This window comes from Legionella gratiana (assembly GCF_001467695.1).
Taxonomy (GTDB): domain Bacteria; phylum Pseudomonadota; class Gammaproteobacteria; order Legionellales; family Legionellaceae; genus Legionella; species Legionella gratiana.
Genome location: NZ_LNYE01000010.1, coordinates 1 through 22,717, shown reverse-complemented (window position 1 = coordinate 22,717; position 22,717 = coordinate 1). Strand labels below are relative to the sequence as shown.

Sequence of the window (22,717 nt, the reverse complement as noted above, 5' to 3'; positions counted from 1 at the left end):
GAAATAAAGGTATAAAAGATGAATGACTTAATGGATAAAATTATTTTAATCACTGGTGCTTCAAGCGGAATTGGTCAAGCTTGTGCTCAGTTGTGTGCTAAACATGGGGCACGTCTCATACTTTGTGCTCGGCGTGTAGAACGTCTCGAACAATTGGCTAAAGAGTTGCGTCAACGTTATGGTAAGGAACATTATATTTTACCTTTAGATGTACGTGAGCATGAACAAGTCAAGAGATATTTAGATTCCTTGCCCAGTCAATGGCAATCAATAGATATTTTAATCAATAATGCTGGATTAGCCTTAGATACTCTTCCTTTGCAACAAGGCATTGAAGAACATTGGGATATAATGATTGATACTAATATCAAGGGATTGCTTTATGTGAGCCGAGCGTTGATTCCTGGTATGCTTGAACGGGGTTATGGTCATGTGGTTAATATTGGTTCAATAGCAGGCCATGAATGTTATCCCAATGGCAATGTTTATTGTGCAACAAAATATGCAGTACATGCTCTTTCAAAAACGATGAGATTAGACATGCTTGGTAGCCCCGTTCGTGTAACTGAAATCTCTCCAGGTGCGGTAGAAACTGAGTTTAGTGAAGTGCGATGGAATGACAAGCAAAAAGCAAAAGAATTCTATCAAGACTTTCAACCCTTGTTAGCAGAGGATATAGCTGATGCAATCGTATACTGTATTACTCGACCCTTGCACGTAGATATTGAAGAAATGATCATAATGCCTACAGTACAAGCTTCTGCTAATCACTTATCGAGAATTAAGAAATAGGCGAATATTGTTTAAAAAATTTACACAACCAAGTCTTTTAGTCTATTATTTATACATATGGGTAATGACTAATCCTGCCTGAACCATTTAATAGTACCAGATGGGGAGGTTGCTTTGGAGAGCGGTGTGTAAGCCTATGTAGATGGTAGGAAGCCTTAAGCTCTACATAAACCTCCATTTTACTTCAATTACGGGCTCAGAATACAGGGAAGTCATTGCCTGTATTCTCAGACTCCATCTAAAGAATTAAGTGTGCATTCAACAATTAGGAAGGGATTATGAACAGATTAATGCTTACTTTAATGGTGGTTGGATCCCTACTTCTAGTAACAGGATGTGTTACTGAAAGAGTTTACTACACGCCATCTTATTATACTCCAAAATACATCTATTCCACTAGTTATTATAATACTAATCCTTACTGGGAAATAGATTATTACAATGATGCTGATGGTTATTATTACGGTTATAATGATTTGGGGAATGTTGGTTATTGGGGTATGTATAATTCATATCAGGTTTATTAGGACCTATTGACCATTCTACTATCCCTGGCCAAAAAGGCGTGATTTTATGTACTCCGATACTCACATACTTCGTGTATGCTGCGTTTCAGTGCTCTAAAGTCACCCCATTTTGGCTCAGTGGTAATGGAAGAACAGGACGTAGTTCGTCCCCAAAACTTTGGGGAACTTATTATCCTATTACTCTTTAGCGCGGGATACATATTCGCCTTTGCGAGTATCTACTTTGATTAATTCACCGGTTTGCACAAATAAAGGTACTCGGACTACAGCTCCTGTTTCTAGTTTTGCGGGTTTTCCACCACCTCCGGAGGTATCGCCTCGTACGCCAGGATCTGTTTCTATGATTTCCAAAATAACAAAGTTAGGTGGGGTTACTTGTATGGGATCATTATTCCATAGAGTAACAATACAAATATCTTGTTCTTTTAACCATTGTTCTGCATCAGCAAGTACTTCTTTGCTCAAGGCATATTGTTCAAAACTGTCAGGAACCATAAAATGCCAATGTTCACCATCGTTATAGAGATATTGCATTTCTACATCAGCAACATCGGCAGAAGGTAATGTTTCTCCCGACTTGAACGTACGCTCCACAACTCGGCCTGTTTTTAAATTCCGGATTTTAATACGAGTAAATGCTTGGCCTTTGCCTGGTTTAACGAATTCACAATCAAGAATGGCGCAAGGTGCGTCATCAACCATTACCTTTAAGCCATTTTTAAATTCATTGGTGCTATAGATTGCCATTAGTACTCCACAGTTGAGATTTTTTTTGGTTTTAGTTAAAGTTCGTACAGTTTATCAAGTCTGTGTTATTAATGCGAGATACCTCTTTAAGTTGGCAGAAAAAATTAGCTCAGGGTTTTACTTCAGTAACAGAATTATTAACGTATCTGGAGTTACCCTTATCAATTGGGAATTTGCATGCTGAAAAGCAATTTCCTAGTCGTATTCCTTTAGGATTTGCCGACCGTATGCAAAAAGGAAATCCTTTTGATCCCTTATTACTTCAAGTTTTGGCTTCTGAATACGAGCTCCAAGGAAGTGAGGAATACAGTATAGACCCTTTGGATGAGCATAGTAAAAACCCTATTCCCGGACTCATTCATAAATACCATGGCCGTGTTTTAGTAACAATGACTGGCGTATGTGCGGTGAATTGCCGTTATTGTTTTCGCCGGCATTTTCCTTATCAAAATAATAATCCCGGACGTGTAGGACTTAAACGTATTTGTGATTATATTGCCCAAGATACAAGTATTACTGAAGTAATTTTAAGTGGAGGCGATCCATTATTAGCATCGGATGTCGTTCTTGGAGAGCTGATAGAGCAGTTAGAACGGATTACTCATGTGCATACCTTGCGTATCCACACACGTATTCCTATCGTCTTTCCAGAACGGGTCGATCCAGGCTTACTTGCCCTATTAAAAAAAGTTAAATTGAATAAGGTTGTTGTGTTGCATTGCAATCATGCACAAGAACTAGATGACTCTGTACGACAAGCAATTTATGAATTACAGCAAATAGGCTGTCATTTGTTGAACCAAACAGTTTTATTGGCGAGTATCAATGACAATGCTCCTATTTTGGCGGACTTGAGTCACAAGTTATTTTCATTTGGTGTCTTGCCCTATTATCTACATGTATTAGATAAAGTAACTGGAGCAGCTCATTTTGATTTGCCTTTTAATAAAGTACAGGCTCTTTTTCAACAATTACAAAATTTATTGCCAGGGTATTTGTTGCCTCGCTTAGTTCGCGAAGAACCTGGAAAATTAAGCAAGACTCTATTAATTTAGCGTGAGTGCGACATCAAATGCCTTTGATGTCGCTAAACGAGCGTTATCCCGTAAAACTTGTTCCCAGCGAAAGCGGGATACGTAGCATTTATACGGGATCCAGTTTTAAAATTGGAATAGTGAGATATAAAAAATTACCTTATTTTTTAGAAGAGACAGCATGAGAAAGCTACCTGTTTTAAGCGCCGGAGACTCCATTGAGATTGTTGCTCCATCTTCTCGGAGTACTGACAGACAGTTATTCGAATTAAAAGAGTTATTAGAGTCTTGGGGGTTAAATTGTATCGTGCAGAACGATATTTTTGCCAAGGATTTATTATGCGCTAATACTGATGAAATGCGTTTGAAGCACCTAAAAAATGCCCTAAAAAACTCTCAAACAAAAGCAGTAATCTGTGTACGTGGTGGTTATGGTGCTACGCGTTTGATCTCGAGATTAGCTGAAGTTTCCCCTCCTGAACATGTCAAAATATTTGTAGGTATAAGTGATGTAACCTGTCTCCATCTTTATTTACAGCAGCATTGGGGGTGGCCAACAATTCATGGTGCTGCTGCTCCTGATAAGTTTACCAAGGAATCGATTGCTTCTGTAAAGTCAATTTTGTTTCATGATGCACCAGCACGATTTAAAGAATTAACCCCTCTTAATCAGCAGGCACAAAAGGAAGGTTTCATTCAATCTTGCGTTACTGGTGGGAATTTAGCAATCATCCAATCAGGAATTGGGACTTGTTGGCAAATAGATGGTCAAGATAAAATTATTTTACTCGAAGAGATTGGCGAACGAGGGTACCGTGTTGATCGCATGCTCGAGCATTTAAAGCAAGCACGTATTTTTACCAATGCTGCTGCGATTTTACTGGGTGATTTTCTTGAGGGGTATGAGCCTAATGGTTCTTCTCTAATTGAACCCGTTTTGCAGCGTTTTGCAGAAAGTAGTGATATTCCTGTGCTAAGAATCAAAGGAATAGGGCATGGTCCTGTCAACTTTCCTATCCCTTTGGGAACAAAAGCGCATTTGCAATTAGGTGAAAATGCTCAATTAACGTGTTCTCGCTAAAGAACGGTCACATTGAAGTTTCCTCATCTTGATAAAGTGTAATGAGCTTTTCCTGGGCACAGTTATTACCTTGAGTGATTGGTTTATAACTCCCATCACTTTGCATTTCCCAGGTATTACTATTATCTTTGAGGTAGTTTTTTATAATTTCCTGTTTAATTCGTTTTTTGCAATTTTCATCAAGAATGGGGAACATAATTTCAATACGATGGTATAAATTACGTTCCATGAGATCAGCACTGGAACAAAAATAAAACTCTTCTTCATTAATTCGAAAATAAAATATTCGATGATGTTCTAGGAATCGACCTATATAGGAAAGCACGCGTATATTTTCTGAAACGCCAGGCAAGCCTGGTTTTAAACAGCAGACTCCACGTACAAGCAAGTTTATTTTGACTCCAGCCTGTGATGCTCTATATAAAGCTTGAATGATTGTTTTATCGGCTAATCCATTCACTTTAAGGAGAATTTCGCTATCTCCTTTTTTTAAGGCAGCGGCGGTGCATTGTTCTATGTATTGCAATAACGTTTTTTGTAACGTGAACGGTGAATGGCTTAATGATTTGAGTTTAACTACTTTTCCTAAGCCAGTTAGTTGTTGAAAAATAATTTGAGTATCTGCTGCAATTGTAGGTTCACAGGTTAATAATCCAAAATCAGTATAACGTTTTGCAGTATATTCATGATAATTTCCAGTACTTAAATGAACATAACGCTTCAATTTTCCATGGGCTCGCCTAACAACTAAGGTCATTTTCGCATGCGTTTTAAATCCTACCACACCATAAAGCACCAAAATTCCTGCAGCATGTAAACGATTGGCTAATTTCAGATTAGATTCTTCATCAAAACGAGCCCGCAATTCAATGACTGCAGTCACTTCTTTACCCGAGTGTGCTGCATCCACCAAAGCATCAACCATAACTGATTCCGATCGAGTTCGATATAGAGTTTGGCTAATTGCTAAAACATTAGGATCATTTGCTGCTTGTCTCACAAAGTCAATCACTACATCAAAGCTTTGGTAAGGGTGATGTAATAAAATATCTTGTTCATCGAGCACGTTAAATAAATTACGTTCAGCTTTGGAAAATACAGGATATTGCGCCGTAAAACGAGGATAATTCAGATCAGGTCTATTAATACTGTTAATCGCTGTTAATTGACGCTGGATATTTACTGGACCATCACAATAATAAGTGTCTTCATGACGAAGATGGTATTTTTGCAGTAAAAAATCCACTATTTTTTCAGGGCAATTTTTTTCAATTTCAAGTCGAACTACATGACCATAGTGGCGTGAAAAAATTTCACGTTGTACCGCTTTAGCTAAATCATCAATTTCTTCTTCACGCAAGAATAAGTCACTATTGCGAGTAAGACGAAAAGAGTAACAACCACTAATTTCCATTCCAGGGAATAAACTCTCTACATGAGTTGTAATAATAGAAGAAAGGTATACAAAATAATGAGCATCACCGCATAACTCAGAAGGTAAATGAATGACTCTTGGAATTGATCGAGGAGCATGCACTACCGCATAGTTAATTTTACGATCAAAAGCGTCTTTTCCACTTAGAGAAATAATAAAGTTTAAACTTTTATTAATCAATTGTGGCAGAGGATGCGCTAAGTCCAAAGCAATAGGGCTAATTATAGGTTGAATTTCATGTTTAAAATAATGTTTTGCCCACAGATGGATGTCATCAGTCCATTGCTCTGTTTCCAGAAAGTGGATCCTTTCTTTGTTCAATGCAGGAAGAAGTTGCTTGTTAAATATAGAGTAGAGTTGCTCGATAAGTTTATGTGTTTTTTGACTAATTTGACTGAATGCTTCATCTGGACGCAAACCATCAATAGTTAATTTACCTGAAGACATTGCGATTTTTTCTTTAAGACCTGCAACACGGATTTCAAAAAATTCATCGAGATTACTACTGCATATACTGAGAAAGCGCATCCTTTCTAACAAAGGAACGCGTTCATCATTGGCTAACATAAGGACTCTCTGATTAAATGCAATAATAGAAAACTCTCTATTAATATAATACTCCGGATTATCCAACTTAGTTTCCAAAAGTAACTCCATTGATTTTTAAAATTGTTAACAGACCCTATTCAACGCACTAGAAAAAAACAAACCCCAATAAATAATATAAAACCATAAAAAGGTGATAAATTCCAAAAAGTTAGCGCAATAAAAAATAGGATGCAGCACAAAGCAATTGGAATAGAAAAATACATACCCACTACTCCTTGAGCAACAGAATAACTTGCTGCAGCCAGTAAAGCCAGAGCACCATATTGTACTCCGATCATGATTTTACGCATCACGGGTCCATTGTGGCTAGTTAACCAATGGTAGCCTGCCACAGCCATGAGTAATCCAGGCAAATTAAGGCTTAGGATAGCAAAAATTAATCCAGTTATTCCAGCCGCTTTATATCCTATGAGTGCGGATAATTTAACCCCAGTTAGTCCCGGGAAAATAAAGGTCGATCCGACCATTGCAACAAATTCCTCTTGTCCTATCCAATGTCGGTATTCAACAGCTTCATATTCCATGAGTTTTAACATGGAGTTACCGCCTCCTAAGGATATGAGACCGATTTTTCCAAAACTTAGAATAATAGCGAAAAGGGTCTTTAGCATAATTTCAGTAGACTTTTCAGGAATGTTACATATTCGCAGGAAACTTGTTCTTCTAGCAAGTATTTGGAAATAGTTTCTACTAAATAAAGAGATCGTCCTTCAATACAAACGCTAAAATAGACTTTGTCAAAGATGTCAAGACGTGCAAGTTCCATTTTTATTTTCGGCTGGGTTGAAAAGGAATAAATAAAAGCTTCCTTTTTAACAGGAACCTCAATGCTTTCATTGGTAACTTGGTGCATTATTTTTAGTAAATCAGGATCGGTTAATTCAGTTTGATGTAGCGAATCTTGAGGAGTGCTTAGAAGTATTTTGGTGCCAAAACCAAAAGCAGAGTCTGTTTTTTGAAGTAAAGGTTTATAAAGTAATTGATTGCGTCGCTTCTTAATATTGTAGTTTTGCTCTGGCAATAAATAATAATAGTCTTCTTTATGTTTCTGTTTGTAATGAGTAATGTCGAGTAGTGAGGGATCAATAGTGTTTAAAATAATGGGCTTATTATCCTGCCAAAAATAACGAGCTTCCCATTTTATGTGGTCATCTTTGCTATCCACGTAAGTCGCTAAGGGTAAGCTTTTTTTGGGGGTAAATTCAAAATTCCAAATCAAACGTTGGTTCATGTGCAATTGCTACTTATAAAGTAAAGAGTATATACTACACCTTTATTGTACAAAGCAAGGGAAGGTATTGATATTATGGCCATTTTGTTTTTTTTACTGTACCTGATATTTACTTTAGTAGTGCTCTATAGAGCAATGAACCCATTAGTTTGGGAGTTAGGAAGTGTTTTCTATTTAATCATAGCAACATTCGCTATAGGTTTGCCTTGGATTGTTGGTTTTCTACTCTGGTTAGTGATTATCTCCGCATTACTTGTGGTCTATTTAGAGCCTTTGCGTGCAACAATTGCGGATTATCTTTACAAAACTGCAGGTAAATCGATTCCGAAATTGTCAAAAACGGAAGAGGAAGCGCTTAATGCTGGTGATACTTGGTTAGAGCAAGATATTTTTACAGGTAAACCTGACTGGGATAGATTAGCCAATATAAGTACTGCTCTTTCGACAGAAGAGCAGGCATTTCTTGATAATGAAACTCAAACGTTATGTGGCATGTTAGATGAATGGGAAATCGGCCAATCCCGTGATTTACCTGAGAAAGTTTGGACTTATATCAAAGAAAAAGGTTTTTTAGGACTAGTAATTCCCAAAGAATACGGCGGCAAAGGTTTTTCGGCGCGTGCGCATTCTGATGTAGTGATGAAAATTGCCAGTCGTTCTGGTGTAGCTGCAGTGACTGTAATGGTCCCTAATTCCTTAGGTCCAGGAGAGTTAATCAATTATTATGGAACAGAGGAACAAAAGACTTATTATTTACCACGCTTGGCAAAAGGTATTGATATCCCTTGTTTTGCTTTAACCGAACCGGGCGCAGGGAGCGATGCAACATCCATTCAGTCCGATGCTATTGTGGTACAGAAGACTGTTGAAGGCGAAACGGTGTTAGGTTTTAACATTACTTTAGACAAGCGCTGGATTACTTTAGCTCCAATTGCTACGTTGATTGGATTAGCAGTTAATGTCAAAGATCCTAATGGTTTATTACAAGGTGAAGGAGCGGAAGGAATTACTTGTCTACTCATTTCTCGTGATACTCCTAATCTAGAAATTGGAAATCGTCATTTACCCGCAGATCAACCATTTATGAATGGTACCATTCGTGGGAAAGATATTTTTGTACCTATATCTACTGTAATTGGTGGACAAAAAAGAATAGGTAGTGGGTGGCAAATGTTGGTTGAGTGCTTATCAATTGGTCGTTCTATTTCTTTACCTGCTCTGGGTGCCGCTTCTTCTTCTGTTTGTTATTTGACAACGAGTGCTTTTGCACGCATTCGTTGCCAATTTAATGTGGAACTCGCTCAGTTTGAAGGAGTGGTCGAGAAGCTTGCAGAGATTGCTGGATTAAATTATTTGATTAATTCCACTCGATTACTCACAGTAGCTGCGGTAAATGAGCATAAAAAGCCCTCTGTTGCGTCAGCAATCACCAAGTATTTTAATACTGAACTAGCACGAATAGTTGTGAATTCAGCGATGGATGTACATGCGGGGCGTGCCGTGGTAGTGGGACCTCGCAACTATTTAACTAATTTTTATCATGGGGTTCCTATTTCTATTACTGTGGAAGGGGCAAATATAATGTCTCGGAATTTATTGATCTTTGGACAAGGATCAATGGCTTGTCATCCCTATATTCGTGACGAGTTTTATGCTATTTCCAATCAGGATAAAGAAGCATTTAGAAAGGTTATTTGGAAACATATTCAATACTTCTTGCAAAATTTTGCGAAAACAGTGTGTTCCGCCTGGACAGCAGGGGTATTTATTAGTGCACCGAAACAAAAAATGAAACGCGAGTATCAGCGTTTAGCGCGTTTAAGTCATGCTTATGCATGGCTTGCAGATTTGTCTTTGATTAAATTAGGCGGTGATTTAAAGCGTAAAGAGCGTTTGTCTGCTCGTCTAGCGGATGGAATGTCTTATCTTTATATGGCAATGGCTGTTTTGCGTAATGTGCAATTAAATGGGGATCATCCCGATGACCAATTATATGCTCAATGGGCGGTATCGTACTGCTTTTATCATGCACAAAAATCGATGATTAATTTATGTAATAATTTTCCGTCCAAAGTGTTAGGATTTATAGTGCGTTTCTTAGCGTTTCCTATGGGCCAGACAATGCGTTATCCAAGTGATAAACTGGATTATCGATTAGTAAAATTGGCAGCCCAGAATAATGTCTATCGTGATCGATTGAAAAAATGGATTTATTTAAGTGGTGATCCACAACAACCCGTTGATCGGATGGAGCATGCTTTGCAATTAATTATCAAAGCTGATCAAATCACTCAAAAAATGGGCGATTTGAAACGAGTCAAGTTTGGTAAATTAAGAGAGAAACTACAAGAAAAAGTTGAAAAAAACGAATTAAATCAACAGGAAATGGATGATTTACTTACAGTGGAATCGGCTCGTTGGGATGCAATTCTAGTGGATGAATTTACTTTTGATTCAATGAAAAACCATTCGTTTAAGTCCGTAATTGATGAGATTAAATCCCCATTTATATGATGCTTTATACGAGGATTCTCACGGTTTTATGTACGGCAACCCAACATCGTATGACTTAATATCTATGGGAGCCGCGCATAAAGCTGGAGAGATGGTCAATTTAGGATTAATTGTCAATACTCACAATAACTTCTAATATAAATTAACGTGAGTTAATTTATATTTTACAAATTTTTAACAGCTAGATAGAACTAGAAATTCTGTAACTAAAATGATTTTGCTATAATTAGGTCAATACGATAATAGAATCTGCGAGAGAGATAATTTATGTCCGCAAACGCCCCTTCGATCAGCATCACTAAAGATGTCACATTACCTCCCAAGCCTGAATTATTAAAAGCGATGCAAAATGCAGAAAAGTCACCAGAACTAGCTCGCTATTTAAGACAACGAGTTCATGAAATTATAGAAAATTCGAGATACTATAAAAAATCACCTGAAGCAATGGCGGCTGCCAAAGAAATAGAAAAAGCAATAGATGAGTTTGTACAATTTGTTGAATATAAGTTTTCTCAAAGAGAGCAGATTTGGCTGGGTGATCTTCCTGAGACTTCAAGCTTTAAGAATATGCAGACAGGCATTGCTGAAAAAGCAGCAAGCAACTTAGCAGATAAGAATTATGAAGAAATTCAGTTTGATTTTGCTATTAGTGAAGAGGGGCATTTTGTCCGTGGCTATGCAGTTCCAGGAACAGATGAGCCATTAGACGAAGGTACGGTAGAATCCTTAGATCAATTATTTAATGCATGGTTAGCTAAGAAATACCAAATTGCTACAGAAAATGGTTATTTTTTTAATTCTGATAAAGAGGGCAGTCACATTCGGAAACTTCCTGTGGAGATAATGGAACAATTGCTGGCTGACTCAGCAAAAGATTTTCGAGACTTCCTCCAAGAAAGCAATGTATCTACTACGCTTGTAACTCGTCAACGTGAATATCCTGGTGAGCAGCGCCTGGAAGAAGAACGCATACGAGCCAAGACACAAAAAGCTATTAAAGAACTTATAGAAACTAGGAAACTTGATGAAGTTATGGAAGAAAATATTGGGACAAAATCAGAGCCAGAATCAGATTCAGAACCCAAGGTTCAGCAAGAAAGTCCGGGACATGTTGGATGAAGTATCTACTCAATTGGTGGATTGCATCTTGATGAAATGATTCATATTTATTCAATATGAACAAAAAAAGTCATTCGATGTATGGTGTGAACGTTTACTGCATGAAGATTTAATCGTTCATCGGGTGTGTATATTTCGTCTTTGCTCGCAATGACGACTATTTTTTATCCGACTCATTAGAAAATGACACATTCCGTGAATGATTACTGAACATTTGTCCCTTGCTTTTTGAAAATCAAAATGAGGAGGATAATGCCACGGATTGATTGCCACCCTTTTTAAATAGAGTTCGCTGCGTGCAGCCTTGATAAGGATCCTATATCAAACCACATACCTTTATGAACATGAGCAGTTACCTTATGGTGTTCGGCATGGTGTCGAATTATTGGGGTTACTGAGTAACGTCCTTGTTTACAGTTTGCGAATATCTCTGGGTGATAGCAGCAGATCCCTGCAAGCGTATATTCCTTGGGTATGTTGCTTAGTTGATTTTGATTGATGATGCCAAAATCTCCATGATGATTAAGATCGGGATTTTTAGGAACTAAAACGGTGTGAATGGAATCCACATCTGATGATTTTAATAAAGAAAAATCAAAATCAGTATAGATATCTGCATTTACTGTAATAAAAGGTTTATTGCCTAACAACGGTAATGCATTGACAATTCCACCACCAGTTTCAAGTCCTCCGGGAGGTTCTGGTGAGTAACAAATTTTAATATCCCAACGCGTTCCATTACCTAAATATTGGCGAATTTGTCCGCCAAGGTAGGCATGATTGATCACAATTTGTTTAAAACCAGCTTTTGCCAAATTAATTACATGATGTTCAATTAAAGGTTTGCCTTTAATGATGCAAAGTGCTTTGGGTATTACCTCAGTAATTGGTTTTAATCGTTCGCCTCGACCGGCAGCAAGTATCATTGCAGTTTTCATGGTAAATAAACTCTCATTTGCAGAAAGTGAAAAAACGGATGTAATTCTTCATAAATTTCAGTACATTCAAGAACATATTTTAAAGTCAACGGTAAATCTTTTATGTATCCTGGTTTATTATCGCGTAAATACAAACGACAAAAGATGCCTAAAACTTTTAAGTGTCTTTGCAATCCGCAAAGGTCAAAAGCGCGAATAAATTCAGGTAACGAGTAATGATTGGCTGCTATGCTCTGCTTTGTATAAAAGAAATTTACCCATTCTAGGATTTGTGTACGTGGCCAAGCAATATAACAATCTTTGAGTAATGAAACTAAGTCATAAGTTAATGGTCCACACATGGCATCTTGGAAGTCAATAACACCTAAGACAACTTCAGATCGCTCCTTTATGAGCATTAAATTACGTGAATGGTAGTCTCGATGAATAAAAGTTAGTGGTTGTTGTGCTACTTCTGTGGCAACCCAGTCCATGGTTTGTTGTACTAAGGTTAATTCCTCTTGGTTTAGATCTAAGGCAAGATAAGATTTGAAAAACCATTCATTACATAGATTCATTTCCTTAAGCATATGAAGCTTGTCAAAAGAGGGCAACATAGGATCATGAATGGAGCAAGATTGAATTTTAATCAAAGTTTCTATAGCTTGATGATAATATTTGTTGGCTGTTTCAAGTCGGAGATCACTCAATAAAAGTTGATCACCTAAATCACTTAATAATAGAAACCCTTGCTTAAGATTCACAGCAATAATTTCGGGAATAGGTATTCCAGCCTTCTTCAGGGTTTGAGCAATGCGTATAAATGGTTCAAGATCTTCTTTGCCTGGAGGAGCATCCATCACCACATAGGTTAATCCATTATATTGAAGTCGAAAATATCTTCTAAAACTGGCATCCCCTGCTAATGAAGTTAAATGAAAACCTTGATGTTTTAACGTGTAAATGAGCCATTCTTTCAGTGCGTTTTCTCGTGCATGCATGATATACTTTCCCCTCAACTTTTTGGCAGTAACTTATAACTTGATCTCCTCTATCCGTAAATGGGGGGGTAGGTTTTATATGAAAAACAACTCACCGAATGATCAAAAGTAATTTAGTTACATGTTTTTTGGCGCATGATAAGGCATTTTATTACTCATGAACAAGATTTCATTCAAATGGTTCTTGATGAGCATGCTGGCTACAGTGTTTATCTTGTTTATGGTAATTTATCATACTTTGGCCTATTCTGCTTCGTTAATTTATGAGCCAGTGCAAGCATGTGTCATAGCACGAGATGTTGATTTAACTAATGCAATAAGAGACAAATTCGCTCAGTGTCTCGGCTGGATTTCTGACAAAAATTCGACAATTTGTCATGGATCTTACCAATCTATCACGGTGACCCCACTCGCAACACCCGATGAAATACGTATTATGGCCGATCGCGTTTCTTTTTACCAAGATAAGCCCTCTACTTTATCGGGACATGTGGAAGTACAACAAAATTTGAGAGTAGTAAATGCACAAACTGCTTATGTATATCGTGATCCTAAAAGTAATCAGATTACAAAAATTGAGTTTTTAGGAAACGTACATTACTTAGAACCTGATAAATTATTGATTGCACGTAAAGCAGTGATTAATCCACAAGATAAGTCAGGCCAGATAGAAGATGTACTTTATCGATTTAATACCAATAAGCGTGACGCAATTTTGCCTGCGTGGGGACGGGCGAGTTTAATGCAGCGTTTTGCCAATTCTGATTATTTATTACGTCAGGCCACTTATACAACCTGTGCACCACAAGATAAAGCTTGGGATGTTGAAGCTAAGTCAATAGTTATTGATAATAAAAGAAAAATAGGTGTTGCCAGAAATGCTAAACTACGAATTCACGAGTGGCCTGTTCTTTATGTTCCCTATTTAAGTTTTCCAACAACTAAAGAAAGAAAATCGGGATTTTTAATGCCTGTGGCAGGATATTCTAATGTGGGTGGTTTTGATTTAGGGCTGCCTTATTATTGGAATATTGCTCCCAATTATGATTTAACGCTAACACCGCATCTTTACACCGAACGTAACGTAATGCTTGGTGGTGAGTTTCGTTATTTAACATCAAATAGTATGGGTATCATTACTGGTGACTTTCTGCCAAATGATGCTGCTTATCGTAATTTTTTAAACAGCCATGTGGATGAGTTCCCTTGGTTTAGACATGAATCAAATAATCGTTGGTTTTGGGCTGTTCGTGATACGACGCAATTTAATCCTGATTTACGTTTAAATGTGAATGTGCAACAAGTTTCTGATGATTACTATTTCCAGGATTTCAGTACTAATTTAGCGCTTATTACAGAAAGACAATTATTGCGCCAAGCCGATTTAACTTATGCTACAGAGCATTGGACTTTTAGAGGTATGGCACAAAGTTTTCAAACCTTGCATCCAATTAATGAAACTCCTATAGCAGATCAATATGAACGTTTGCCACAATTATTTGCACGAGGTTATTATTATGATTTACCCATGCAGGCCAACTTAAATGTGACCGGACAATACGATCAGTTTTTTTGGCCAACATCAATACCGCAAAATGTTCCGATATTAATGCCCCAAGGTGCCCCAATAGAAATGCCTCAAGGTCCTCGATTTCATCTTAATCCAGTGCTCGCATTACCTCAAAGAACAAATTGGGGGTATATTACTCCATCAGTAGAGTTTGTAGAAAATTATTACCAGGTCCAAAATAATTGGAATAATATGCACACGGATTATAATCGTTTTATTCCGCGTTTCAGCACTCAAGGAGGGTTATTTTTTGATCGCAATTTTAATTGGAATGGTGATTCTTATACACAAACCTTAGAGCCAAGTTTGTACTATTTGTATGTGCCTTTCTATGATCAAAGCCAGTTACCTATCTATGATACCGCTAATATGATTTTTAATTTTGATCAACTTTTTAGGACAAATCGTTTCTCGGGTTTTGATCGTATCGGTGACGCGAATCAACTCAGTTATGCACTTACAACTCGTTGGTTAATAGAGGAAACTGGTACTGAATTAGCCTCTTTTTCTATTGGACAAATCAAGTATTTTTCTGATAGGAATGTACAACTGTGTCGTAGCCCTTCTGGTTTTTGCAGTGCAAATCCCTTGGAAATAGGACAATTATCACCATTTTATGGACTTTCACCTATTGCAAGTCGTGCCATGTATTCTTTGGGCCCATTTTGGAAACTTTTAGGCGATTATGTTTGGGATCCTGCTACTTCGGCTACAAATAATGCAGATTTAAACATACATTACCAGCCCAAGCCTAATGCAGTTGTTAATTTGGGGTATAGTTACTTAGTGAATGGTGATGTAACTGCAGTCAGAAATAACCTAGGAGTCGACAATGCGTTACATCAAGTTCTCGGTTCTATTTCTTGGCCATTAAGTGACCGATGGAGTGCTATTGGTGCTTACAGCCATAATATTAGTAAAGATTATAGCATGATGTCGTTGTTAGGGATGCAGTATGATAATTGTTGTTGGGCCGTTCGAGTTTTAGGTGGAAGAACATTTAAAAACTTAGATGCGGATTATTCTCCTCGATATAATAATAATATCTATTTGCAAATTTTATTAAAAGGCTTAGGATCAGTAGCCAATAGTGATCCTGGCAGTGTATTGAATACATATATCCCAGGATATAGTGACCCGTTTCGTCGTTAGACTAGGGTCTGTTGACAATTCTACTGTCCTAGGGGAAATAGCGTGATTATGCGCTCCGATGCTCACCATACTTCATGTATGCTTCATTTCGGTGCTTTAAAATCACACCATTTGGGTTCAGCCTAGCGAATTGTCAACAGACGCTAATGAATGATGAAAATCGAACAAATTTGCTTGAGTTTTGGATAAAAATAACCTAAATTGCTCGAAAAAAGTAAATAAGGAATCTGGTATGTATAAGAAAATAGCACTGATATGCATCTTCTTTTCTGTTGTAGGTATTGCAGAAGCAACACAAATGCTGGATAAAGTAGTTGCCGTTGTCAATGATGGTGTTATTACCGAGAGTGAGTTAAATAAGCAAGTTGAATTATCTAAAAAACAAATTCTTGCACAAAAAATGCAAGTACCCGAGGATTCTGTATTACGTAAACAGGTGTTACAGCACTTAATTGATGTTGATTTGCAACTTCAAATGGCGAAAAAGAATGGCCTTACTGTAGATGATACGGAATTAAACCAGGCAATTGAAAAAATTGCGTCTGCGAATCACGCTACTTTAACTCAGTTACGTGAAGAAATTGTCCGACAAGGTATGACCTGGGATGAATACAGGGAAAATATTCGTAAAGAAATGCTCTTAAGCCATTTGCAGCAAAAAGCGGTTGGCAGAGATGCAATGATTACAAGTGAGCAAGTCAATCAGTATTTAAAAACTGAAGGTGGAATTGTTGATCGCTCAGCGTTGACGTATCGCATACAAAATATAGTTATTCCTTTGAGTGAGGAGCCTACATCAGAACAAGTAAAAAAAGCTAAAAATAAAGCAGAATACTTGTTAACGAAAATAAAGAAAGGAGAGGATTTTAGTCGTCTCGCTATAGAAAACTCCAGTGGGGAATTTGCATTGGAAGGTGGGGATTTAGGTGAGCGGCATCTCGCTGAGTTACCTGAGCTATTTGCTAAAGAAGTTGTAAAAATGAAAGCGGGTCAGGTTGCTGGTCCTTTGCGAGCAGGAAACGGTTTTCAGCTTATAAAATTGGTTTCTATTGGTGGTGAAAATCAACATCATATTATCACCAAAACTCACGTACGCCATATTCTTTTAAAGCCTGATCCGAGCATGCTTCCTGAGGATGCAAAGAAACAAGTCCAGAATATTTATCAACAGATAAAAGCAGGCAAAGATTTTGCTCTGATGGCAAAACAATATTCATTAGATTCCTCAAGCGCTGTAAAAGGCGGTGATTTAGGATGGGTTTCGCCGGGAGTATTAGTTCCTGAATTTGAAAAAGCGATGGATAAACTCTCTATCAATGAAATAAGTCATCCAGTGAAATCACAATTTGGCTGGCATCTTATTCAAGTCCTCGGGCGCAAGCAAGAGGATGATTCAGAAGCGTTTAAAGTTCAACAAGTCAGACAATTTTTACAGCAAAGAAAATTTGCTGAAGCAGTACAAAATTGGCAGCAACATATACGAACAGATGCATACGTTAATATCCTTGATAAGGAATTAGCATGAAGCCATTACTTATTAGTAGTGGAGAGCCAGCAGGTATTGGCCCAGATTTATGTTTGGCTCTTGCAAGGTACGATTTCCCATTAGTCATTTTAGGAGATCGAGCTGTTTTGGAAGCCAGAGCGAAAGAATTAAAACTTGATGTTTGCTTGACTTCTTACCAAAGTGGCCAGCTAATTGAGCCTAAGCCTGGTTATTTACCGGTGTTGTCTATTCCTTGTCCTGATCCGGTCCAAAGCGGATGTCTTAATCCTAATAATGCAGCTTATGTTATTGAGTTACTAAACCAAGCTGCACGATTATGTGGCAGCGGTGATTTTTCGGCTTTAGTCACTGCTCCAGTCAATAAGGCAAACATTAATAAAGCGGGTATCACATTTAGTGGGCATACTGAGTTTTTGGCACAATTTTACAATGTGGAAACTGTGGTCATGATGCTGGCCTGTCAGCAGATGAAAGTGGCTTTGGTGACAACCCATCTTCCTTTACGAAAAGTAGCAGATTCGATCACCTCAGATTTAATTATCAACGTAGTAAGTCAAGTACATCAAACTTTGATTGAGGATTTTAATATCCTAAATCCACGCATCAAGGTAGCAGGGCTAAATCCCCATGCTGGCGAATCAGGTTATTTAGGGAAAGAAGAAATTGAGGTAATTTCTCCTGCGTTAGCTTTTTTACGCGAGCAAGGTTTTCAAGTTGAAGGTCCTATGCCTGCAGATACGATGTTCATTAAAAATCAATTAAATGAGTGTGATGCTTATGTAGCTATGTATCATGATCAAGGATTACCAGTACTGAAATATGCTGATTTTCATGCAGCAGTGAATGTAACTTTAGGATTGCCAATCATTAGAACATCTGTAGATCATGGAACTGCCTTAGAACTTGCAGGAAAAAACTTATTGGATACAGGATCAATGTTTGCTGCGGTTGATATGGCTAAGTCTATGGCTTTATCTAGGAAGAGACAATGACAAAAATTAGTTTGATTGCTGCAATCGATGAGTCAGGTGGTTTAGGCATCAATAATCAATTACTTTGTCATTTACCGGCCGATTTACACCATTTCAAATCAATGACTATGGGAAAGCCCATTATTATGGGAAGAAAAACGTTTACCTCTATAGGGAGACCGCTTCCTGGAAGATTAAATATTGTACTGAGTCGCACTCTATCGCATATTGAAGGCGTCCTCATTTTTGATTCATTAGAAAAAGCAATTGAATATACCGCAGAACATGATGAGATAATGATAATTGGTGGTGCTGAATTATTTAATGAAGTAATCGATAAGGCAACTTTTTTATATATTACGCGAATACATCATCAATTTGCAGCTGATGTTTTTTTTCCAAAAATTGATGAGTCAATTTGGTCTATTCGAAACCAAAAATTCCGACAACGTGATGAAAAAAATAAGTATGATATGACGTTTTATGTTTATGAGCGGAATCTTAGAGGACGTTCATCTCATTTATAATTCATTACCTCAAATTAGTGCTTTTTTCTGTCATGAGTAATGATAATGTCTTTTACGCCAGAAGATTTGCGTTAATTGATTTCTACAAAATTTGTGATAACCTGCATAAGAAATTAAAATTTATTTGCTTATCGAAACTCATTTAATTCCTTGCACCAAATCTCAATGGAAAAATATGAAAGGATTTCTAAACATGATAAAAAGAACATTGGCTTTGCTATTGCTTTTTATAAGTACTTGTCTACCCCAAATTGCATTCACAGCCGAGCAAGTAAGGAAAAATATTCCTCACTTTAATGAACTTAACGATCCTGTTTTTAAACAAATTATCGATATTTATCAAAACAAACAAGGTAGTGAGTGGGTATCTGCTATGAGTCAGCTACTGGATGAAGACGTTGTCATGCTCCAGTGGAAAGGGAAACAAACCATGCCAATACGGGGTAGACAAGCGATACAAACCTATTTAAATCATGAGGTAAAAGAATATTCTCAGTTGAAAAAACAAGTCGGTCGTTTCATGGTAGCTGGAGGACGAGTTGGTGGAAGTCAGGAACCTTTTGATAGTGTACTCATCTTATTCTATCAAGCGTCAACTTCTCCTTTACAACAGAAACCATGGGTTTGGGCAGGATGCGATGTTATAACTATAAAACATGGAAAAATTGTTGATTGGCGTGTCGAAGAAGATACCTACATGAAATTGATTAAACATCCAGAATCAATAGATATTCAACATGAATATGAAATTATTGATAAATATTGGCATCCTACTACTACAACCAACAACTTAGTTGGCATGGCTTATATACTGGATTTAAAACGCACAGTTATGCCAACTGTTAAAAGAGGCCAATTATTGTTGGAGAGATTAACAGACAATATTGAACAATCTACATGGGAACCTACAGGTATTTTGTATTTAAAAGGTAAAACAGCTGTAAAAGCAATGTTTTTTGATGGATTATTAGCAATATTGCCTGATTTTTATGAGAATGTTGAAAGAGTGTTGGTGGCTGGTAACGCATTTATCATGATGCAAAATCCTTCTGGAACACAAACTTTATCAAATGGGAGGAATCATCGAGCTTGGTATAATTGTGATATTTATTTTTTCGAAGGACCCAATATCTCAGCGCTTTTATTTCAACGTGATACGCAAATGGATATCGCAGAAGAAAAGAAAGGAATCCACCAATAATGTTTTACTTTGCTAACATTACAAGGATTTTTAGAATAGTATCTCTATATACCTTTTTTCAAATAGAGATAGTTAGTATAGGAGTCTGTAAGCGTTGTTTCTTAGGGTTATTGATATTTTTGCTTTTTAATCAAAACATATTTGCTGTTGCTATTAATACTGAAGCGGTATTATTGTCTCCAGCAGCTATTCAGGTTCCACAAGGAACAAAACTTACTAATATCTCATTCACAACGACAGATATTGACGATTTTTCAGTATTACTCGGAACAACGCCACTGCCTGAATTGACTCGAAAAGCTTCTCTCAGCTTTTATGAGCCGGAACTTGAGAGCAAGGGAGTTATAGTCATTTCACCGGGGTCAGAAGGTGTAAGAGATCAAATGATCGGTCAACATATTCGTCATTTTTTGCAAATGGGAGTGGCTGTATTAGTCGTTGACTCCTATAAAATAAGAGGTGTTTCACATGTGCTCTCTGATCAGGCGGCAATTAGTTTGCCTTCGCAAGTATTAGATATTGCTTTAGCGATTAAAAAAATTCATCAGATGAAAGATTATTGCCATTTACCTGTTGGTCTATTTGGTACTTCGCGAGGTGGATTAGCTGTTACCCTGGTATTGGATGAACGATTGTTTCATGCTCTTCGAATTCCCCATATTCTCAAATATGCAATGGTATTATATCCGGCAATGATTTTATCTTATGATCCACAACACATTCGTCCACTGATGATTCCTGTTTTAGACGTGATTGCAGGAAAAGATGATGAAGTGTCACCACAGCAAGCGATCGATTTTGGTTTGTTGATGCAAAATAAGAACCCTCAATTTAAATTGAAAATTTGGCCGGAAGCGGGCCATCTATTTGATGCGCCTTTCCCCAAGACATGGATTCCTAATGGGGACTCTATGGCTAAAAGTGTGCTCATTACTATTGACCCTGAGGGACATTTCATTTATCGAAATCATCAATTTAAAAATTGGTCTGAAGTTGTAGCCTTTGAAAAAAAGTTTATTACCAAGGGGATTCATATAGGTTATACCAATAATAGTAATAAGAAAATTTTTAAGCTCATGAATGCATTCGTCGAGAGAAGTCTCTCTAACTCCTCTATCTCTACAGCGAGTAATACAACAAGACTTTTGAAAGCAGATGTCGCTGTCGTGGGTGCTGGGTATAGCGGTTTATTGGCAGCGCGCACACTTGCGAGAGCAGGCTACCGTGTCATTATTCTTGAGGCGCGGGATCGTGTTGGCGGACGTGCTTACTCTAAACAGCTACTGCCGGGTGTTACAGCTGATCTAGGAGCGGGATGGATTATTAGCCCTACCCATAAACATATGATCCAACTAGCTAAAGAGTACCATGTTCAATTATATCCTACGTATATCAAAGGGGATGCATTGATTATGGAGTCAGATAATACCGTGCATCGTGTGCCGATGAGTGAATTATCATTTTCTCCTGAAAAACCACCTTTATCATTAAAACCTGCTGCTCAATTATTACAACGTTTGATTACTATGAGTCAGAGCCTCGATGCTAAACATCCCTGGACCTATCCTGATGCAGAACGTTTAGATAGTATGACTTTTCTAGAATGGTTTAGAACAAATTATCCCAAAATGGATGCTAAAAATGTCCATATTGTGGCTCGTACAATTGAGGGATATATTGGACCCATGTATGCTACTTCTTTGTTGAATGTGCTTGCTTATGTGAAAATGTCACATGGATTAAATCACTATGCGGACATGCGATATTGGTTGCGTGTAGAAGGCGGTGTTGCAGCAATTGCTGAAAAGATAGCTCAAGAATTAAAGCAAAATCAAAATGTAAGCTTGCTATTTAACCATCAGGTTTATCGCATCGATCAAGCTGAAAATGGTGTCAGAGTTCATGCTAAAAATACTACGATTGAAGCAACTCATATAGTTGTAGCAATTCCACCTATAGCAGTTAATGGGATACATTTTTATCAAGCAGGGGATAAAATTGTTCCTCAAGCTGGTACGATGGATATGAATCAAAGAATTCCGATGACGCCAGGTTTTAAAGCAATGTTTGTTTATAATAAACCTTTTTGGCGTGCTCGAGGATTATCTGGCCATGTAGTTACCTCTTCTGAGCCAATTGGGGTGGTTTGGGATGCTTCACCAAAAGATGCCCAAGTTGGCTGCCTTATTCTTTTAAATATACCGTTTGGCAGACCAGTTAACTTGGCTGACATGTCACAAAAGGAACGAAAACAGGTATTAAAAGATTCACTAGTCAAATTTTTTGGTGATGATGCTCGAAATCCCATTGATTATGCTGAACAAATGTGGGATGCAAGCTCATTTTCGCTTGGCAGTGTTGGAGTCCCCAGTTTGGGCTCTTGGACTAGCTTTGGGCAATATTTGCGCCTACCTACGGGTAGAATCCATTGGACAAGCTCTGAAAGAGCGTTAGAGTCATGGGCGCAAATGGATGGTGCTGTTGAATCGGGTTTGAGAGTTGGCAATGAAGTTATCAATGATTTGCAACAATAGAAATTCGTCACATTAGTAACTACAGGTAACAAAATAAGCATTTCCTTCATGGGAAATCACAAAGCATTAAGCAAGGCAAGTAAAAATATGATCAATTTGGATTCTAAAAAATCGATATGGATTATAGTAAATAAGCAGAAGAAAATAATTACAAAAAAAGCAAAAAAGTGTTTGACACTGAGAGTGAAATGAGTAGAATACGCAGCACACCTTGAGGGTGAGTTCATTAAGAAGAGAGAAGACAAACT

Annotated in this window: 18 protein-coding genes; 12 read left to right on the top strand and 6 right to left on the bottom strand. The window is 37.5% G+C overall.

Annotated features, from left to right (window positions below):
* The first annotated feature begins 18 nt into the window (after positions 1 to 18).
* Both Lgra_RS04445 and Lgra_RS04440 read left to right on the top strand, forming a co-directional pair.
* Positions 19 to 792, top strand: a complete 774-nt coding sequence (locus Lgra_RS04445) for an SDR family oxidoreductase (RefSeq protein ID WP_058498087.1) — start codon at positions 19 to 21, stop codon at positions 790 to 792.
* A gap of 278 nt (positions 793 to 1,070) precedes the next feature.
* Positions 1,071 to 1,319 carry a hypothetical protein gene (locus Lgra_RS04440; protein WP_058498086.1) on the top strand — a complete coding sequence of 83 codons (249 nt, stop codon included), beginning with the start codon at positions 1,071 to 1,073 and terminating at the stop codon, positions 1,317 to 1,319.
* Positions 1,320 to 1,496: 177 nt separating this feature from the next.
* Here Lgra_RS04440 and efp read toward each other — a convergent pair whose 3' ends face one another.
* A complete protein-coding gene (efp, locus tag Lgra_RS04435) occupies positions 1,497 to 2,066 on the bottom strand; it encodes an elongation factor P (RefSeq protein WP_058498085.1) in 570 nt (189 codons plus the stop codon).
* Between the two features lie 71 nt (positions 2,067 to 2,137).
* Between efp and epmB the strand changes: the two genes are divergently transcribed.
* Together epmB and Lgra_RS04425 are read left to right on the top strand one after the other, a co-directional pair.
* Positions 2,138 to 3,121: an EF-P beta-lysylation protein EpmB gene (gene epmB / locus Lgra_RS04430; RefSeq protein ID WP_058498084.1), complete on the top strand. Its 984-nt coding sequence runs from the start codon at positions 2,138 to 2,140 to the stop codon at positions 3,119 to 3,121.
* Between the two features lie 160 nt (positions 3,122 to 3,281).
* The gene (locus Lgra_RS04425; protein WP_058498083.1) at positions 3,282 to 4,181 is read left to right on the top strand and encodes a S66 peptidase family protein; all 900 of its coding nucleotides are present in this window, start codon (positions 3,282 to 3,284) and stop codon (positions 4,179 to 4,181) included.
* 7 nt (positions 4,182 to 4,188) lie between these two features.
* Here Lgra_RS04425 and ppk1 read toward each other — a convergent pair whose 3' ends face one another.
* From ppk1 to Lgra_RS04410, 3 genes are read right to left on the bottom strand one after another with little or no spacing between them, the layout of a single operon-like run.
* Entirely contained in the window at positions 4,189 to 6,261 is a 2,073-nt protein-coding gene (gene ppk1 / locus Lgra_RS04420; protein ID WP_172468403.1) for a polyphosphate kinase 1, read from the bottom strand.
* A 41-nt stretch (positions 6,262 to 6,302) separates the two neighbouring features.
* The gene (locus Lgra_RS04415) at positions 6,303 to 6,836 is read right to left on the bottom strand and encodes a chromate transporter (protein WP_058498081.1); all 534 of its coding nucleotides are present in this window, start codon (positions 6,834 to 6,836) and stop codon (positions 6,303 to 6,305) included.
* Positions 6,830 to 7,456 carry a hypothetical protein gene (locus Lgra_RS04410; protein WP_058498080.1) on the bottom strand — a complete coding sequence of 209 codons (627 nt, stop codon included), beginning with the start codon at positions 7,454 to 7,456 and terminating at the stop codon, positions 6,830 to 6,832. The genes Lgra_RS04415 and Lgra_RS04410 overlap by 7 nt, the downstream gene beginning before the upstream one ends.
* A 75-nt stretch (positions 7,457 to 7,531) precedes the next feature.
* On the opposite strand from Lgra_RS04410, the gene Lgra_RS04405 reads away from it, so the two are divergent.
* On the top strand, positions 7,532 to 9,970 hold the full coding sequence (locus tag Lgra_RS04405; RefSeq protein WP_058498079.1) for an acyl-CoA dehydrogenase: 2,439 nt from the start codon (positions 7,532 to 7,534) through the stop codon (positions 9,968 to 9,970).
* A gap of 267 nt (positions 9,971 to 10,237) precedes the next feature.
* Positions 10,238 to 11,089 carry a hypothetical protein gene (locus Lgra_RS04400; protein ID WP_058498078.1) on the top strand — a complete coding sequence of 284 codons (852 nt, stop codon included), beginning with the start codon at positions 10,238 to 10,240 and terminating at the stop codon, positions 11,087 to 11,089.
* A gap of 278 nt (positions 11,090 to 11,367) precedes the next feature.
* Here the strand turns inward: Lgra_RS04400 and Lgra_RS04395 are convergent, their stop codons facing one another.
* Both Lgra_RS04395 and Lgra_RS04390 read right to left on the bottom strand, forming a co-directional pair.
* On the bottom strand, positions 11,368 to 12,027 hold the full coding sequence (locus Lgra_RS04395; RefSeq protein WP_058498077.1) for a nucleotidyltransferase family protein: 660 nt from the start codon (positions 12,025 to 12,027) through the stop codon (positions 11,368 to 11,370).
* Positions 12,024 to 13,007: an aminoglycoside phosphotransferase family protein gene (locus Lgra_RS04390; protein WP_058498076.1), complete on the bottom strand. Its 984-nt coding sequence runs from the start codon at positions 13,005 to 13,007 to the stop codon at positions 12,024 to 12,026. Before Lgra_RS04390 ends, Lgra_RS04395 begins: the two co-directional genes overlap by 4 nt.
* A gap of 187 nt (positions 13,008 to 13,194) precedes the next feature.
* On the opposite strand from Lgra_RS04390, the gene Lgra_RS04385 reads away from it, so the two are divergent.
* The 6 genes from Lgra_RS04385 to Lgra_RS04360 all read left to right on the top strand — a co-directional run bounded on the left by Lgra_RS04385 (position 13,195) and on the right by Lgra_RS04360 (position 22,469).
* Positions 13,195 to 15,729 carry an LPS-assembly protein LptD gene (locus Lgra_RS04385; protein WP_058498075.1) on the top strand — a complete coding sequence of 845 codons (2,535 nt, stop codon included), beginning with the start codon at positions 13,195 to 13,197 and terminating at the stop codon, positions 15,727 to 15,729.
* A 232-nt stretch (positions 15,730 to 15,961) separates the two neighbouring features.
* Entirely contained in the window at positions 15,962 to 17,254 is a 1,293-nt protein-coding gene (locus Lgra_RS04380) for a peptidylprolyl isomerase (RefSeq protein ID WP_058498074.1), read from the top strand.
* Positions 17,251 to 18,228: a 4-hydroxythreonine-4-phosphate dehydrogenase PdxA gene (gene pdxA / locus Lgra_RS04375; protein ID WP_058498073.1), complete on the top strand. Its 978-nt coding sequence runs from the start codon at positions 17,251 to 17,253 to the stop codon at positions 18,226 to 18,228. The genes Lgra_RS04380 and pdxA overlap by 4 nt, the downstream gene beginning before the upstream one ends.
* Positions 18,225 to 18,734, top strand: a complete 510-nt coding sequence (locus Lgra_RS04370; protein WP_058498072.1) for a dihydrofolate reductase — start codon at positions 18,225 to 18,227, stop codon at positions 18,732 to 18,734. The genes pdxA and Lgra_RS04370 overlap by 4 nt, the downstream gene beginning before the upstream one ends.
* Before the next feature lie 193 nt (positions 18,735 to 18,927).
* On the top strand, positions 18,928 to 19,935 hold the full coding sequence (locus Lgra_RS04365; protein ID WP_058498071.1) for a nuclear transport factor 2 family protein: 1,008 nt from the start codon (positions 18,928 to 18,930) through the stop codon (positions 19,933 to 19,935).
* 119 nt (positions 19,936 to 20,054) lie between these two features.
* The gene (locus Lgra_RS04360) at positions 20,055 to 22,469 is read left to right on the top strand and encodes an FAD-dependent oxidoreductase (protein ID WP_162264311.1); all 2,415 of its coding nucleotides are present in this window, start codon (positions 20,055 to 20,057) and stop codon (positions 22,467 to 22,469) included.
* The last annotated feature ends 248 nt before the right edge of the window (positions 22,470 to 22,717 follow it).

What these genes read in the sequence shown, in the direction of transcription:
- Lgra_RS04395 (WP_058498077.1), bottom strand. Translation starts at nt 12,027, where the DNA reads ATGAAAACTGCAATGATACTTGCTGCCGGTCGAGGCGAACGATTAAAA.
- Lgra_RS04370 (WP_058498072.1), top strand. Translation starts at nt 18,225, where the DNA reads ATGACAAAAATTAGTTTGATTGCTGCAATCGATGAGTCAGGTGGTTTA.
- Lgra_RS04400 (WP_058498078.1), top strand. Translation starts at nt 10,238, where the DNA reads ATGTCCGCAAACGCCCCTTCGATCAGCATCACTAAAGATGTCACATTA.
- epmB (WP_058498084.1), top strand. Translation starts at nt 2,138, where the DNA reads ATGCGAGATACCTCTTTAAGTTGGCAGAAAAAATTAGCTCAGGGTTTT.
- efp (WP_058498085.1), bottom strand. Translation starts at nt 2,066, where the DNA reads ATGGCAATCTATAGCACCAATGAATTTAAAAATGGCTTAAAGGTAATG.
- Lgra_RS04440 (WP_058498086.1), top strand. Translation starts at nt 1,071, where the DNA reads ATGAACAGATTAATGCTTACTTTAATGGTGGTTGGATCCCTACTTCTA.
- Lgra_RS04415 (WP_058498081.1), bottom strand. Translation starts at nt 6,836, where the DNA reads ATGCTAAAGACCCTTTTCGCTATTATTCTAAGTTTTGGAAAAATCGGT.
- Lgra_RS04410 (WP_058498080.1), bottom strand. Translation starts at nt 7,456, where the DNA reads ATGAACCAACGTTTGATTTGGAATTTTGAATTTACCCCCAAAAAAAGC.
- pdxA (WP_058498073.1), top strand. Translation starts at nt 17,251, where the DNA reads ATGAAGCCATTACTTATTAGTAGTGGAGAGCCAGCAGGTATTGGCCCA.
- Lgra_RS04425 (WP_058498083.1), top strand. Translation starts at nt 3,282, where the DNA reads ATGAGAAAGCTACCTGTTTTAAGCGCCGGAGACTCCATTGAGATTGTT.
- Lgra_RS04405 (WP_058498079.1), top strand. Translation starts at nt 7,532, where the DNA reads ATGGCCATTTTGTTTTTTTTACTGTACCTGATATTTACTTTAGTAGTG.
- Lgra_RS04445 (WP_058498087.1), top strand. Translation starts at nt 19, where the DNA reads ATGAATGACTTAATGGATAAAATTATTTTAATCACTGGTGCTTCAAGC.
- Lgra_RS04365 (WP_058498071.1), top strand. Translation starts at nt 18,928, where the DNA reads ATGATAAAAAGAACATTGGCTTTGCTATTGCTTTTTATAAGTACTTGT.
- Lgra_RS04390 (WP_058498076.1), bottom strand. Translation starts at nt 13,007, where the DNA reads ATGCATGCACGAGAAAACGCACTGAAAGAATGGCTCATTTACACGTTA.
- Lgra_RS04385 (WP_058498075.1), top strand. Translation starts at nt 13,195, where the DNA reads ATGAGCATGCTGGCTACAGTGTTTATCTTGTTTATGGTAATTTATCAT.
- Lgra_RS04380 (WP_058498074.1), top strand. Translation starts at nt 15,962, where the DNA reads ATGTATAAGAAAATAGCACTGATATGCATCTTCTTTTCTGTTGTAGGT.